Genomic DNA, 14,002 nt, shown 5'->3' with positions numbered 1-14,002 from the left:
CCAGGCGGCTCCGCTGGGCCTAGGCGGCTCGCCCGGCGCCGGCGGAGCGGGCGGCCTCGAACAGGTTGACCGTCATAAGACCGCGGGTCAGCGGGCGGAGAGCGCGGAGCGCCAGTCGGCGGCCGGCGGAGAGGCGGCCGCGGATCTCGGCCGGCGGGTCGGTGACCGGGCGGGAGTCCAGCACGGTCAGGCCGAGCGGCCCCAGGGCGCGCGGGTCGTCGCAGGCCCAGGCCCAGCGGGCGGCGATGCCGCGCCGCTCTGCCGCCTTGTGCTGACGCTCCACGGAGGCGCGGGTGTAGGTGTCGAAGGCGATCCGCGCCCCGGGGAAGCGCCGGGCCAGCCGGGCCAGCGCCACCGTCACCTCCGGCTCGGGGAGGTAGACCAGCACGCCGTCGGCGACGAAGAAGTACGGGCCGGGGGCGGCGCCGACCGCCTCCAGCCACTCCTCGTCCAGGAAGGAGGCCGCGACCGTCCGGCGCCGCTCGGTGTCGGCGAAGAAGCGGCGGCGCAGCGCGACGGCGTCCGGCAGGTCCAGGTCGATCCAGTGCACCCGCCCGTCGTCGACCCGCTCGAAGCGGGTGTTGAGGCCGGTTCCGATCTCCACCACCGTGCCGCCAGGGTGCTCGCCCAGGAACTCCCGCACCCAGCCGTCGTAGACGGCGGTGCGCAGCACGGTGAGCGCGCCGCCCCAGTCACGGCCGTAGGTGGCGAGGTCGAAGTCGGCGGACTCCAGGATCTCCACCGCCTTGGGGTCCCGCAGCAGCGGCCGCTTCTCCCGGCTCTCCCGCGCCCGCGCGGCCAGGGGGATGATCAGGGTTCGCTGGACCTCGCCCAGATCCACTTCGCGCTCATCGGCCATGACGCCATTCCTTACCGCCCACCGCCCCCGGGCGCCAGGCGCCAGGCGCCGCAAAGGAAGGAATGCCCGAAGGAGCGCCGTCCGTACACAGGAAGATCGTGGCGTATTAACAGTAGCTTCATGATATAACCGAGCGCGGTCGCACTGCGGGCCCGATGACCACGATCCTTCCGGGGGGAAGATCACGTGAGCGGAACCGGCACCCATGCGGATGAAGCCGACACACCGCCGTTCAAGCGCCGCGCCTCCGTTCCGGCGGATTCCGGGAATTGCCCCGTCCTTCCGAGCAGCCTTCGCCGCGGCACAGCTTCAACGTCACAGACGTCATGTCCGGGCAGCCGACCACTGGCCCGCAGACGGCACCCGCCCCCGCCTGTCCCGCCGGCCCATAGGTGATCTCACCGTCTTCATCGAACCAGGCACACAACGAGAGGAAACCGGTCTTATGCACCCTTCCGCCTACGCCCATATGAAACTCTGCGTCGAGGAGTACCTCCCCGACCACGGCCGGCTCCGCGTCGTCGATCTGGGCGCGCGGATCTCCGACAAGCAGACCCTCACCCACCGCTCACTGCTGGAGGGGCGCGACATCGACTACGTGGGCGTCGACGTGCGCGACGGCCGCAATGTGGACCGCGTGATGACCAAGCCGTATCGCATCCCCCTGAAGTCCGGAAGCGCCGATTTCGTCATCTCGGGACAGGCCTTCGAGCACATTCCCTTCTTCTGGGCGACCATGCTGGAGATCGCCCGGGTCCTGAAGCCGGGCGGCACCGCCTTCGTCACCGCCCCCTCCCGCGGCCATGCCCACGACGTACAGGACTGCTGGCGCTACTACCCGGACGGGATGCGGGCCCTTGCCGCGTACACCGGGCTCGAACTGCGCGAGGTCCACACGGACTTCCCACCCTTCCAGGGCATTCGCCACCACTACGCGGGAATCGACGCCAAGAACGCCTACTGGGGCGACACGGTCGGCGTCTTCCGCCGCCCCCAGAGGTACCCGGCACTGAGGATGCGCCTGGTGCGCGGGGTGACCTGCTGGTGGGCCAACCGCGTCGGCGGAGTGGAGGGCATACCGGTGCCGACTCCGCTGGCCGCCCGCGAGCAGTGCGCGCGGCCCAAGGAGGTGCCGACGCAGAGGGGCTGACCCGAGTGCCGGGGCCGGTCGGGTCCTGCCCGGACGGAGGCTCGACGGCACCGGTTAGCGCATACTCTCCCTGTGGATGGACTTCCGGGGAAAGGCGAGGCGACGCGCGATCAGCAGGAGATCAACCTGGAGGAGCGCGCGGCCCAACTGCAGGAACGCCAGACGGCGCTGAGGCGGAGGGAAGAGGCGCAGGCCGAGCGGGAGCAGAGTGCCGACGAGTGGGAGCTCCTCGCGGCGGCCCGCCAGCAGGCCGCCGATGAGCGTGAACGGATCGCCGACGAGCGGGAGAGCCGCGCCGACGAGCGGGAGAGGATCGCCGACCGGCGGGAGCTGGAGGCCGATGAGCGCGAGCAGAGACTGAACGCTCTGGAGAAACGCCTCGACGAACGCGCCCGGCGCACGAACAATCACGCGGTCCCCCAGCAGGCGCGTGCCTTCCAGGATCTGGATCGGAGCCGTGCCCTCCTCAAGGCGAGCATGGCGCGCCTGGACCGCAGTGCGGCCGCCCTCCACCGGGACAATGCTCGCGCCCGCCGCGAACAGGGGGAGATCAGCCGGGAGCAGGCGCAGGCGGAACGCGTCCAGGGGAAGCAACGACAGGTGGCGGCCGGCGGCCTGCCCATGGATGCGACGCTGGTGAACCTGCGACGGCAACTCGTCAGTGTGGCCTCGCAGCTCGCCGAGGTGGAGGAGGAGTACGCCGGCAACCTGGACGAAGCGGTCAAGCTGCGCCCCAACGGCGACGGGTTGGCAGAGGCCGCGAAGCACGCCCGCGCGACGGCGCAACGCGCGCGGGACATCGCGAACAGGTACCTGACCCCCGAGTTCGACGAGGACGGGATGAAGCCGAGTCAGGGATCCCCGAAGGACGAGGCCGGCACGAGCTGAGCCCGTACCGGCATCGAGGCGCCGTCGTGATCGACCCGTGACGAAACCCGATGCAACCGGGCCACCGGCTCAGGCGTATCTCCTGCGGCAGCGGCGCGGATGACACGCCGCGCTCAACTGACGGACAGCGCGGGGCGGGCGGGCAGGGGGCACGGTGGCGGACGATCCTGGAGACGGGCGCGAGCCCGGACGGGGGCCTGGGCAAGGGCATGGAGACGAGCGGGGGCATGGGCAGGACTTCGACGCCTTCTACGCGGCCGCGTACCGGCGGCTGGTCGGCCAGGTCTACGCGGTCACCGGCAGCCTGGCGGAGGCCGAGGACGCGGTGCAGGAGGCGTTCGCCCGGGCCTGGCAGCGCTGGAGCCGGCTGAACCGGGGTGACGGCGAGCCTGAGGCGTGGGTACGCACGGTCGCCTGCCGGCTGGCGGTCTCCTCCTGGCGGAAGTCGGTGAATCGTTCCTTCGCGCACCAGCGCGACTACCAGCGCTCGGGCGAGGTACCGGGCCTGTCGCCGGACCACCTCGCGCTGGTGGAGGCGCTCCGCCGGATATCCCCCGACCAGCGGCTGGCGATCGTGCTCCATCACTTCGCCGAGCTGTCGGTGGAGGAGATCGCCGCCGAGACGGGAGCGCGGCCGGGATCGGTCAAGTCCCGGCTGGCGCGCGGCCGGCGGGCGCTGGAGCCGTACCTGCGCGAGCAGGCCGACGACCGGGGCGGCGGAGCGAGCGAGGGCGTGAAGGTCAGGGGCAACGGCAGGACGCGAAGGGTGGAGCAGCCGTGAGCAGGGATCTGGACAGCATCCTCGCCGAGGTGGTCGAGCACGCGGCCGCCGCGGCCCGTCCGGCCGGCGCCGCCGCGGCCCGGCGGCGCGGCCGCCGGCGGACGGTCGTGCGTACGGCGGTGGCCGGGGCGACCGCGATGGTGGCGGCGGGCACGGCGACCGCGATCGTCCTCGCCGCGGACCCGGCGCCGGCCGGCCGCGGTTCCACGGTCGTGGTGACCACACCGAACACCTCTCCTTCCGGGGCGCCGCCGCCGTCCGCGAGTCCGTCGGGCTCTCCGTCGTCCGGCGCCTCGGCCTCGTCGACGCCGACGACCGCGAGCGGCGGCACCGGCGGCCGGGCCTCGGTCTCCCTGAGCCTGCCCGCCGCCTTCGCCGCGGGCGCCCCCACCCCGTTCTCCTACACGGTGGCCAACCGGGGCCCCGGCAGGACCGCGCGGGTCACCCTGGATCTGGGGGCGCCCACCTCGAACACCCCCGGCTCCGCACCGAACGAGACCGCGGTACTGGAACGCCGTGCCACGGACGGGAGTTGGCAGCCGGTCACGGTCTCCTACGACGCGGCCCTCGGGCAGGACACCGCCCGTTACGGCCTCCCGCTGCCGGCGCACGGCACCGCCACCGAACAGCTGCGGCTGATCCCCCCGGGCGTCGCGACCGCCACGGTGCGGGTGGCGGTGGACGGCGGCGGATCGGCCTCGGCGTCGGCGCCGCTCAAGACCCCGGCCCTCACCGCGACCGGCCCGGCCTCCGCCTCCCCCGGCAGCGCCCCCGAGTTCGACTTCACCCTCACCGACCCGACGCCCGCCGCCTACTCCGGCATCCGGCTGCACCTGGACGCCTACGGCGCCAGCCCAGCCTGCGCCGTGGCCGTCTTTCCCAGCGCGAGCTGGTCGGTCGGCGGCGGCTGGTCCACCGTCTCCCTCGGCGCCGGAGCCTCGGGCGGCGGCTGGCCACTGCTCGGCACGGTGGCCCTCGCCCCGGGGCAGGACGTCCACCTGCGGGTGCGGCTGCGGATGCCGAGTTCGCCGCCGTCCTGTCTGACCAGGGGCCAGGTGGCGGTGATCGCCGAGCTCCCGGGCGCCTCGGCGGTGCTCTCCGAGGACCGCACCGGGCCGACCCCGGGCTTCGACACCCGGGGGGAATCGCCCTTCTTCGCCATCGGCTGAGCCGGCGTCAGTAGCCGTAACCGCCGCTGCCGCCGCTCCCGCTGCTGCTTCCACTGCCGCCGGCGCTGGTGATCGCCTGGCCGTTCGGGCCCATCACGTACCAGAGGGCGCCGAAGGCGTTCACCGCCTGGCCCTTGGTGTCGCCGGACTTGGCGTCGCCGGAGAAGTAGTAGAGCGGGTGGCCTCCGTAGGTGACCTCGGTCTTACCGTCCGAGCGGGTGGTGGTGCCGAGCATCCCCGCACTGACCCCGCCGGCCTGCGGCTTGCCGTTGGTGGTCAGCGGCGGCCAGGCCTGCGCACAGGCGCCGTTGCAGGTGGAGGTGGTGCCGGTGTCGGCCTTGAAGAGGTAGAGCGTCCGGCCGGACCCGTCCACCAGGATCTGGCCCAGCGACGAGTTCTGCGCCTTGACCACGGCTCCACCGGAGGAGGAGCCGCCCCCGCCGCCCGAAGAGGACGAAGAGGACGAAGAGGAGGAGGACGACGGGCCGGAGGCCGAGGAGGTCGTGCCGGAGCTGCAGCCCGCGGCCAGACCGGCGACCGCGGCCGCGCCGATGACAATCGCAGTGAGACGTTTCATGACGCGCTTCTTCCACTGGCTTCCCACCCGCCCGCAGCGGGCTTCCACCCGCGGTTACGCCGCCGGCCTCCCCCCGGTTCACCTGGAGCCGGCGGTTCTCCCCCGCTCTTCTCGGTTGTCCACAGGTTCCGCGAGGGGCGGCCGGTTCGTCGGTGGGGCCGGATACCCTCGTGTTCGTCCCCGGATTCGTGAGGTCCATGGGGCTGCGGGAGGGGGATGCGGTGAAGCGCCTGCTGATCGTCGTGCTGGCGGTGGTCTGCGCCGCCGCGCTGCTCTGGGGGGCGCGGGCGTACCTCGGTTACTTCCACCGGGTCCAGCGGGTGACCGCGGACGGGGCGGCCTCGCCCTCGGCGTCGCCGTCGGGCCCGCCCTCGCCGTCGGGCCCGGCCTCGCCCTCCGCCTCGCGGGCGCCGAGGGCGGCCGTCACCGCGCGGGCCTCTCCCCCGCCCAGCCGGCCGCCCGCGGACGCCCTCTTCGACGACGAGTTCTCCGGCCCGGCGGGCGCCGCGCCCTCCTCCCGCTGGGACTACGACACGGGGTACGGCTGGGACGACGGCAGGACCCGGCAGACCTACACCTCCTCGCGGCAGAACAGCGCGCTGGACGGCGAGGGCCATCTGGTGATCACCGCCCGCGCCGACGCCTCGGTCCGCGGCGGCCACACCAGCGCCCGCCTGCAGACGGCCGGCACGCCCTTCCGCCGCGGCACCGAGATACAGATACGGGCCAGGACCAGCCCGGTCGAGGTGGGCGCCTGGCCGGCCGCCTGGACGCTGGGCGAGCCGGAGTCCGACTGGCCGGCCGTGGGCGAGGTCGACGTCCTGGAGAACTGGCCGTCCGACCCCGTGCACCCGAGCTTCACCCCGCACTTCGCCTACCACACCGGGAGCTCCAAGGACGGCGGCCAGTACGCGGGCGTCGACCCCACCCGGTGGCACGTCTACCAGGCCCGCTGGACCGGCGGCAGGATGGAGTTCCTGGTGGACGGCCGACCGGTGGCCACCGAGCCGTACGCGGCCACCGCGCGTGCGACGGTGGTGCTGAACGTGGCCGTGGGCTATGTCGGCGGCCCGCCGGCAGTGCCGTGGAAGGACTTCCGGATGGAGGTGGACTACGTCCGGGTGGTCCCGGCGGGCTGACCGGCGCAGACGGGCTGATCGGCGCAGGCGGCCCGCACCGGGCTACCAGATGAAGTCGAGCGGTCGGGCGGCCCGGCCCGCCCTCGGCACCGGGCCGGTGTGCCGGAGGAAGCCCCGGCAGGGGATGCCCACCTCCTCCTCCAGCCAGTTGGCGGTGTCGACCAGGGCGGACAGGTCGATACCGGTACCCACCCCGGAGAGTTCGAGGAGCTGGACGGCGTCCTCCGTGCACAGTCCGCCGCCCTGGCTGCCCGGCATCGCCGGATGCCCGCCGCTGCCCGCGAGGGAGGCGTCGATCCGGCGCACCCCGAGTTCGAGCAGCGGGAGCAGCGCGGCGAGCCCCATCCCGCGGGCGTCGTGGATCTGGACGGTGAGGTTGTCCGCCGGGACGTGCTCCAGCGCCCAGCGGGCCAGCTCCCGGATCTGCGGCGGGGCGGCGTAGCCCGCGGAGTCGGCGAGGATCCAGTGGTCCACGCCGATCTCCAGCAGCCGCCGGGCCAGCGGTTCCAGGTCCGCGGGGCCGCGCGGCGGGCCGCCAGGACCGCCCCAGGCGAAGATCAGGTAGCTGCCGAACCCGATGCCCCTGTCGGCCGCGAGCGCCGCCGTCCGCTCCAGCTCGGCCAGTGACTCTTCGGTGGAGAGACCGGTGTTGGCGCGGGCGAACTCCTCGTCGGCGGAGAGGAGGTAGCAGGCACTGTCCGCGCCTGCGTCCAGGGCCCGCTGGAGCCCCCGGCGGTTGCCCACGCAGCAGCCGAACTCGGCGCCGGGCGGCCGCGGGACGCGGGCGAACAGCTCCTCGGCGTCGGCCAGACCCGGCACCAGGTCGGGCCGGACGAAGGAGGTGAGCTCGAACGAGCGCAGCCCGGCCGCCAGCAGCCGCCGGAGGAACTCGGTCTTCACCTCGGTGGGCACCATATGGTCCTGGAAGGTCAGCCGGGGGGCGACCTCCCGGATGAGCACGCCGTCGGTCATCCTGACACTCCCTCAGACGATCCGGGTGGGCTTGAGGCCGGCGGACTGCGCGTCCCAGGCTTCCCCGCGTCCGCTCTCCCGCAGGGCGGACTTGCGGACCTTGCCGGTCGGGGTCAACGGAAGCGCGTCCACGACCCGGTAGTAGCGGGGCACCATGAAGTGCGGCATGGACCGGTCGCAGTGGGCGAACACCTCGGCGAGGTCCAACCGCCTTCCGGTGTCCGGCTGGAGGACCGCCAGCACCTCGTCCTCGCCGAGCTCGGAGGGGGTGGCCACGGCCGCCGCGGCCACCACCCCGGGGTAGGCGAGGAGCACCGACTCGACCTCGTGGGAGGAGATGTTCTCGCCGCGCCGGCGCAGCGCGTCCTTCTTGCGGTCGACGAAGTAGAAGTAGCCGTCCTCGTCGGTGCGGCCCAGGTCGCCGGTGTGCCACCAGAGGTCCTTCATGGTGGCCAGCGTCGCTTCGGGGTCGCCGCGGTAGCCGGAGAACATGATGTCCGGCCGGCGCGGCCGGTAGACGATCTCGCCCACCCGGCCGGGCTCCACACGGTCGCCCGCCTCGTCGTGGACCTCCAACTCGGTGGAGGGGGTGGGCAGTCCGAGGGAGCCGACCCGGCGGGCGCCGAGCGGGTTGTAGAGGACGTTCTTGATCTCGGTGAGCCCGTACCCCTCGACCAGATGGACGCCGAAGCGCTCCTCGAAGGGGTGGAGCACCTGCGGCGGAGCCGGCGCCGCGAAGGCCTTGCGGGCCCGGTGCTCGCGGTCGCGCGGGGACGGCGGCTGGGCCAGCAGCATGGGCAGGATCGAGCCGAGGGCGTTGAACTGGGTGACCTCGTGGCGGCGCAGCTCGTCCCAGAACCGGCTGGCGCTGAACCGCCGGCCGAGCACCAGGGCGGCCCCGGCGGCGAGGGCGTGGAGGGAGAGGTTGACCTGGGCGGCGCCGTGGAACAGCGGCAGGCAGGTGTAGAGGCGCTCCTCCGGCCCGGTGGCCATCCGCAGGGCCGCCTCGGCGGCGGCCACCACCTGCATCCGGTGGGGGTAGACCACCCCCTTGCTGCGCCCGGTGGTCCCGGAGGTCAGCATCACCGCGACCGGGTCGGCGGGCCCGACCCGCGGGAGTTCCGCGGGCGACCCGCCGGCCAGCATCCTCTCCCAGCCGAGGAGGCGTACCCGCGAGGGCAGCCGACCGCGCCCCCCGGCCGGGCCGCCGCCGGCGGCCTCGCCGTCCAGCAGCACGACCTGCGCCAGCGAGGGCGGGAGCGAGGGCAGCCCGGCCACCAGGTCGAGCAGCGCCGGCTCGGTGACCAGCACCCGCACATCGGCGACGCGCAGCGCGTGGTCCAGGAAGGCGCCCTTGTACGAGGCGTTGACCGGGACCTCGACCAGGCCTGCCCGGGCCGCGCCGAACCAGCTGAGGAGGTATTCGAGACGGTTGGGGAGGAGGATGCCGACCGAGTCCCCGGGGACGGCGCCGAGCGCCGCGAAGCCCCGGGCCACCTCGGTGACCGCCTGGTCGAGCTCGCGGTAGGTCAGCCGCGCGTCCCCGCAGATCAGTGCGGGCCGGTCCGGGTGCGCCGCCGCGCGTGCCGCGATCAGCCCGCCGACCGTGCCGTCGGCCTCGTCCGGACCGGGGCTGCCGAGGCTGCCGGGAGTGTCGTGCGCCGTCATGCCAGCTCCTTCTTCGCCCGGGCCAGGAAGCCCTCCAGGGCGGGGTCCCAGGCCGCCTCGGCGCCGGTGGTGAAGAGGAAGGCGTCCACGCCCAGCTCCCGGTACCTGCCCAGAGCGTCCAGGATGCGCTCCTCGGAGCCGACCAGGGCCTGCGAGTTGGCGAACCCGCCGAGCAGTCTCGTCAGTCCGGTCCAGAAGCAGTCGTCGTGCAGCTCCTCGTCGGTGAGGGCGAGGGCGCGCTGCCGGCCGGTGGAGGTGTCGGTGGACGAGGAGCGGAGGAAGGCGCCGCTGCCGGAGGCCTCGGCGATCCGCCGCTCCACCTCGCGGGCCCGCGCCCAGGCCTCCTCGTCGGTGTCGCCGACGAAGAGCCGCAGGCTGAGGGAGAAGCGCATGGCGCGGCCGTACCGCTCGGCGGCCCGGCTGACCCGCTCGATGCGCTCCTCGGTGCCGGCGAGCGGTTCGCCCCAGAGCATGTAGAGGTCGGCGTGGCGGGCGCCGAAGTCGACGGCCTCGGCGCTCTCCCCGCCCATGAAGATCGGCACCTGCCCCCGCACGGGCCTGGTCTGCAGCCGCACCGCCTCCGCGGTGTAGTACGCGCCGCGGTGGTCGAAGGGCTCGGGTTCGGTCCAGGCCCGGCGGACCAGGTCCAGGTACTCCACCGCCCGGCGGTACCGCTCGGCCTTCGGGAGGCCGTCGGACTCCCTGCGGAGGTCCTTGTCCGAACCGCCGACCACCACGTTGATCGCGAGCCGGCCGCGGGCCAGCACGTCCAGGGTGGCGAAGTAGCGGGCGGCGGCGACCGGGGCCATCACCCCGGGCCGGTGGGCGACGATCGGCGAGAAGCGCTCGCTCGCGGCCAGCGCGAAGGGGGCGGTGGCGTGGTTGTGCGGCCAGGTGGACGAGTAGCCGACGAGTACCCGGTCGATCACCTGGGAGCGGTCCAGCTCGCGGACCCGGTCGAGCAGGGCGTCCGGGGTGGTCTCCCCGGCCTGCAGGGGCTGAAGCCCGGTGAAGAACTCAAGCATGGTGCGATCTCCGTTCACGAGGGCGCCGGCCGCCGCGGCCGGTGCCGGGTCGGCTAGTTGACGAACCGTCAGGGGCCACGGCGGGCGGCGCCGCGGCCGCCTGGTCACGGTCGGCGCCGGAGGGCCGAGACGACCTCCTCCGGCACATCGACGGTGCCGCGGCGGAGCGCCTCGGCGCGGCCGGCCGCGGACCGGTCGAAGGGCACCCGCACCGGCTCGCCGCCCTCCACCGGGCGGGTGGCGCGGACCGCCTCCGCCAGTGCCTCCGTCCGGCGGCGGTAGTCCTCGGCGTCGGTGAGGTGCGCGGGGTCGAAGAGGACGACCAGGAAGCCGCAGTCGGAGATGCCGGGCGGATCGGCCGCCGCGCCGGTCATCATCCCGAGCAGCTGGACGACCAGGGCGAGCCCCGAGCCCTTGTGACCGCCCCAGGCCCCGAGGGCCCCGCCGAGCGCCTCGGCCGGGTCGAGGGTGGGCGCGCCGGAGGCGTCGTACGCCTGGCCCGGGGACAGCTTCCGGCCCAGCCGGGACTTCAGCACCGCCTCGCCGTGCATCACCGCGGAGGTGCCGATGTCCCAGATGACGGGGTGGGGTTCGGCGGGGAAGCCGAAGGCGATCGGGTTGGTGCCGTAGCGGCCCTCGGTGCCGCCGTGCGGGGCGACCACGGCCGGGCCGCTGCCGGCGATCAGGCCGGCCAGTCCGGCCGCGGCGGCCTTCTCCAGGTAGTAGGAGAACATCCCGGTGTACCAGGTGTTGCGGGCGCCCACCAGGGCGATGCCCTGGGCGCGGGCCTTGGCCACGGCGGTCTCCAGGGCGCGCAGGCCGACCAGGTAGCCGACCTGGTCGCCGCCGTCCAGGGTGGCCGACACCGGGGTCTCGGCGACCGTCCGGATCTCCGTTCGCGGGGTGGCGGTCGTCTGGATCCGCTCGGCTATGGAGAGCGCCCGGGCGAGGCCGCCGAAGGGCAGTCCGCGCAGCTCGCAGTCGAGGAGGTGGTCGGCGATGGCGCCGGCCTCGGCGGCGGTGTGCCCGCAGGCGGCCATCGCGTCGGTGACCAGCGCGCGGGCTTCGGAGAGTGGCAGGGTCAGGGTCGTCATCGACCGGCCTCCGGTAGGGGGGTACGGGGTGGGGACAGTGCCCGGCGGCAGCGGCAGTGCCGCGCGGCGGTCGCCGCGACAGCGGCAGCACTCAGGCTGCGACCTGGTGGTAGGCACTGCGGAAGAAGAGGAGGGGGCTGGCGGCGGTGTCGGCGGCCAGTCCGTCCACCCGGCCGAGCACGATGTGGTGGTCGCCGGCGTCGTGCACCGACTCGATGGTGCAGCCGATCCAGGCCACCACCCCGTCCAGCACCGGGTCGCCGTGCGGCCCGGGCCGCCAGTCGAGTCCGGCGAACTTGTCGCCGCCGCGCGCCGACAGCCGCCGGCAGACCTCCTCCTGGCCGTCCGCCAGGACGTTGACGCAGAAGGTGCCGTGCTCGGCGATCAGCGGGAAGGTCGTCGAGCTCCGGCCGGGCAGGAAGGCCACCAGCGGCGGTTCGAGTGAGACGGAGGTGAACGAGGACACCGCCATGCCGACCGGCCGGCCCTCCGGGTCGCGGGCGGTGACCGCCGCGACGCCGCTCGGGAAGTGCCCCAGGACCGACCGGAACCGCAGGGGGTCGGGGCGGGAGTAAGATGTAAGCATGCTGATACCTTATAAGCATGCGAACACAACAGCAAGCATGCTGATGAATTCGCCCCCGCAGGGCCGATACGCTGCGGGAATGACGAGCAACCCCTCCGAGTCCTCCGCGTCCTCCGAGGTGGCGGAGCTGGACGACGCCTCGCTGATGATCGACGCGGTGTTCCGGTTCGAGCGGGCGGTCAGCCGGATCGGCAACCTGCGGCTGCGCCCCTGGAACCTGACCCTCTCCAGCTACACCGCCCTGCGGATCCTGGACCGCGAGCCCAGCCTCACGCTGGCTCAACTGGCCCGCCGCTGCTACGTCCGGCCGCAGACGATGACCCGGATGGTCACCCAGCTCGAGGAGCGCGGCTGGGTGGCGCGCCGCCCGCACCCGGAGAGCGAGCGGGCGCTGTGCCTGGGCCTCACCGGCGAGGGCCGGGCGGCGCTCCGCGAGATGGGCACCGAGGTGCTGCGGATCAGCGACACCCTCAACTCCGTCCTCGGGCCGGAGGACATCACCGGCACCGACCGGCGGCTGCGGCAGGCCGCGCTGGCGGTGGAGCGGGAGCTCCGCGAGGCGGACCGAGGAGAGGACCGATGACCGCGGCGGAGAACGCGCGGGCGGCGGCGGTGCCCGCATGGGTGCTGGGCTTCATGTCGGCCATCGACACCCTGGACTTCGAGCCGGGCTTCGAGGTGCTCACCGAGGACACCGTGATGCACTTCGGCACCGAGCGGGTCGACGGGCGGCGGGCCATCCAGGACTTCTTCGTCAGGATCGACGAGCCGCTGGAGATCAGCCACCGGGTGCTGGAGTACTGGGTCGCCGACGGCGGCGTACGGCTGCTGCGCGGGGAGGCGACGATGGCCCGGAAGGACGCGCCGGAGCGGGTGGTCAGCGCCCCGTTCATCCACATCTTCTACCTGGCCGACGAGGAGCCGGTGCGGGTACGGGAGATCCGGATCACCGCCGGGCCGCTGGAGACCGACGCGGTGATGTGAGCGAAGGCGGCGGGGCCCGCCGCCTCGGCCTCAGATGGGGCGCAGGTCGGAGATCAGCCAACTCCCGTGCACCCGGGTCATGGTGACGCGGATCCGGCTGGAGTCGGTGCTGCTCTTCCGGGTCTTCTGGCTGGTGGTGGTCTGGTCGACGAAGAGGAGGGTGACCACCTGGCTGCGGGTCGCGCTGACCACGCCGGCGGCGGCGACCTTGGCGGTGGTGCTCACCTGGGTCTGGGTCACGGCGGGGCCGATCAGCTGGGAGGCCAGGGTGTCGAAGTCGTCGCGGAAGGCGCCGGTGGTGCCGGCCCTGGCACGGGCCAGCTGGGCGCCGAGCTGGTCGCCGGCGCGATAGGTGAGGAGCTCGGCGGTGCGGGCGCGGGCGGCGGCGACGGCTGCCGTACCGGCGTCGGCGGTGGCGGCCTCGGCCCGCGTCCGCTGGACGGCCAGCAGGCTGCCGGCGATCGCGGCGGCGACCAGCAGGGTGAGCGCGGCCGCCACCGACCAGCGGAGGGGGCGGGACAGCCGGGCGGCGGCGCGGCAGAGCCGCAGTGCGGGGTTCCTCGTGCTCGGCGTGCTCGGCGTGCTCGGCATGGTCGGCTGCTCCTCAGGAGACGAAGTCCATGTCCGACACCAGCCAACGGCCCTGGGAGGGCACGGTGGTGACGGCGATGCGGTAGAGGCGGGTCTCGTTCTTCGCGGCCGTGTTGCTGACCACTGCCTTCGCCGCGACCAGCACCCGGATCGCGCCGGGGGCGGTGGCGGCCACGGCGGCCTGGGTGATCTGGCCCCTGGACTCCACCTGGCCGCTGATCAGCACCGTGCGGAAACCCGCTTCGGTACTGGAGAACTGCTGCCGGAACGAACCGGTGGCCAGGCCGAGGATGGCGTCCACGCCGTCGCCGGCGTGCCGGTAGTCGAGGTCGGTCAGGTTCGCCACCTCCTGCCGGGCGGCCGCCACCGCGGCCCGCTGCCGAGCCTGCGCGGCGTCCGCGCCGCGCGCCTGCAGGTAGTACCGCCCGCCGACGACCAGCGCGGCCACCAGCAGCAGACAGAGCCCGGCGACTCCCCCCGTCCAGAGATGGGCGGTCGGGACGGCGTCCGGTGCCTCCG

At 73.8% G+C, this 14,002-nt stretch carries 16 protein-coding genes; 7 read left to right on the top strand and 9 right to left on the bottom strand.

The window, feature by feature from the left end; genetic code table 11:
• Nucleotides 1–19: 19 nt before the first annotated feature.
• Complete coding sequence (locus BS73_RS01905; RefSeq protein ID WP_037568718.1) at nt 20–859, bottom strand: class I SAM-dependent methyltransferase; 840 nt, start codon at nt 857–859, stop codon at nt 20–22.
• A 445-nt stretch (nt 860–1,304) separates the two neighbouring features.
• Here BS73_RS01905 and BS73_RS01900 point away from each other — a divergent pair, with 445 nt between their 5' ends.
• From BS73_RS01900 to BS73_RS01885, 4 genes are all read left to right on the top strand, one after another.
• On the top strand, nt 1,305–2,009 hold the full coding sequence (locus BS73_RS01900; protein WP_037568716.1) for a methyltransferase domain-containing protein: 705 nt from the start codon (nt 1,305–1,307) through the stop codon (nt 2,007–2,009).
• 72 nt (nt 2,010–2,081) lie between these two features.
• Nucleotides 2,082–2,897: a coiled-coil domain-containing protein gene (locus BS73_RS38600; protein ID WP_051939081.1), complete on the top strand. Its 816-nt coding sequence runs from the start codon at nt 2,082–2,084 to the stop codon at nt 2,895–2,897.
• Between the two features lie 154 nt (nt 2,898–3,051).
• Entirely contained in the window at nt 3,052–3,678 is a 627-nt protein-coding gene (locus BS73_RS01890; RefSeq protein ID WP_063836887.1) for a SigE family RNA polymerase sigma factor, read from the top strand.
• Nucleotides 3,675–4,847 carry a hypothetical protein gene (locus BS73_RS01885; RefSeq protein WP_037568714.1) on the top strand — a complete coding sequence of 391 codons (1,173 nt, stop codon included), beginning with the start codon at nt 3,675–3,677 and terminating at the stop codon, nt 4,845–4,847. Before BS73_RS01890 ends, BS73_RS01885 begins: the two co-directional genes overlap by 4 nt.
• A 7-nt stretch (nt 4,848–4,854) precedes the next feature.
• Here the strand turns inward: BS73_RS01885 and BS73_RS01880 are convergent, their stop codons facing one another.
• Entirely contained in the window at nt 4,855–5,424 is a 570-nt protein-coding gene (locus tag BS73_RS01880; RefSeq protein ID WP_037568712.1) for a COG4315 family predicted lipoprotein, read from the bottom strand.
• A gap of 221 nt (nt 5,425–5,645) precedes the next feature.
• Between BS73_RS01880 and BS73_RS34340 the strand changes: the two genes are divergently transcribed.
• Nucleotides 5,646–6,563 (top strand): glycoside hydrolase family 16 protein, encoded by a 918-nt coding sequence (locus BS73_RS34340; protein ID WP_152617475.1) that lies wholly within the window; start codon nt 5,646–5,648, stop codon nt 6,561–6,563.
• A 42-nt stretch (nt 6,564–6,605) separates the two neighbouring features.
• On the opposite strand, the gene BS73_RS01870 is transcribed toward BS73_RS34340, so the two are convergent.
• From BS73_RS01870 to BS73_RS01850, 5 genes are all read right to left on the bottom strand, one after another.
• A complete protein-coding gene (locus BS73_RS01870; RefSeq protein WP_037568711.1) occupies nt 6,606–7,535 on the bottom strand; it encodes a beta/alpha barrel domain-containing protein in 930 nt (309 codons plus the stop codon).
• 12 nt (nt 7,536–7,547) lie between these two features.
• Nucleotides 7,548–9,203: an AMP-binding protein gene (locus BS73_RS01865; protein ID WP_037568709.1), complete on the bottom strand. Its 1,656-nt coding sequence runs from the start codon at nt 9,201–9,203 to the stop codon at nt 7,548–7,550.
• Entirely contained in the window at nt 9,200–10,228 is a 1,029-nt protein-coding gene (locus BS73_RS01860) for an LLM class flavin-dependent oxidoreductase (protein ID WP_037568707.1), read from the bottom strand. Before BS73_RS01860 ends, BS73_RS01865 begins: the two co-directional genes overlap by 4 nt.
• 104 nt (nt 10,229–10,332) lie before the next feature.
• Nucleotides 10,333–11,322, bottom strand: a complete 990-nt coding sequence (locus BS73_RS01855) for an Ldh family oxidoreductase (RefSeq protein ID WP_037568705.1) — start codon at nt 11,320–11,322, stop codon at nt 10,333–10,335.
• 91 nt (nt 11,323–11,413) lie between these two features.
• Nucleotides 11,414–11,908 (bottom strand): flavin reductase family protein, encoded by a 495-nt coding sequence (locus BS73_RS01850; protein ID WP_037568703.1) that lies wholly within the window; start codon nt 11,906–11,908, stop codon nt 11,414–11,416.
• A 79-nt stretch (nt 11,909–11,987) separates the two neighbouring features.
• Between BS73_RS01850 and BS73_RS01845 the strand changes: the two genes are divergently transcribed.
• Together BS73_RS01845 and BS73_RS01840 are read left to right on the top strand one after the other, a co-directional pair.
• Nucleotides 11,988–12,491, top strand: coding sequence for a MarR family winged helix-turn-helix transcriptional regulator (locus tag BS73_RS01845; protein WP_051939076.1), 504 nt, complete (start codon nt 11,988–11,990; stop codon nt 12,489–12,491).
• Nucleotides 12,488–12,892: a nuclear transport factor 2 family protein gene (locus tag BS73_RS01840; RefSeq protein WP_037568701.1), complete on the top strand. Its 405-nt coding sequence runs from the start codon at nt 12,488–12,490 to the stop codon at nt 12,890–12,892. Before BS73_RS01845 ends, BS73_RS01840 begins: the two co-directional genes overlap by 4 nt.
• A gap of 30 nt (nt 12,893–12,922) precedes the next feature.
• On the opposite strand, the gene BS73_RS34335 is transcribed toward BS73_RS01840, so the two are convergent.
• A complete protein-coding gene (locus BS73_RS34335) occupies nt 12,923–13,483 on the bottom strand; it encodes a hypothetical protein (RefSeq protein ID WP_051939074.1) in 561 nt (186 codons plus the stop codon).
• Between the two features lie 13 nt (nt 13,484–13,496).
• Nucleotides 13,497–13,931, bottom strand: a complete 435-nt coding sequence (locus BS73_RS01830) for a hypothetical protein (protein ID WP_051939072.1) — start codon at nt 13,929–13,931, stop codon at nt 13,497–13,499.
• Nucleotides 13,932–14,002 lie beyond the last annotated feature (71 nt).

Source organism: Phaeacidiphilus oryzae TH49, from assembly GCF_000744815.1.
Classification (GTDB): domain Bacteria; phylum Actinomycetota; class Actinomycetes; order Streptomycetales; family Streptomycetaceae; genus Phaeacidiphilus; species Phaeacidiphilus oryzae.
Note: the sequence above shows the minus strand (reverse complement) of the source record. Positions and strands in the feature narration are given on the sequence as shown.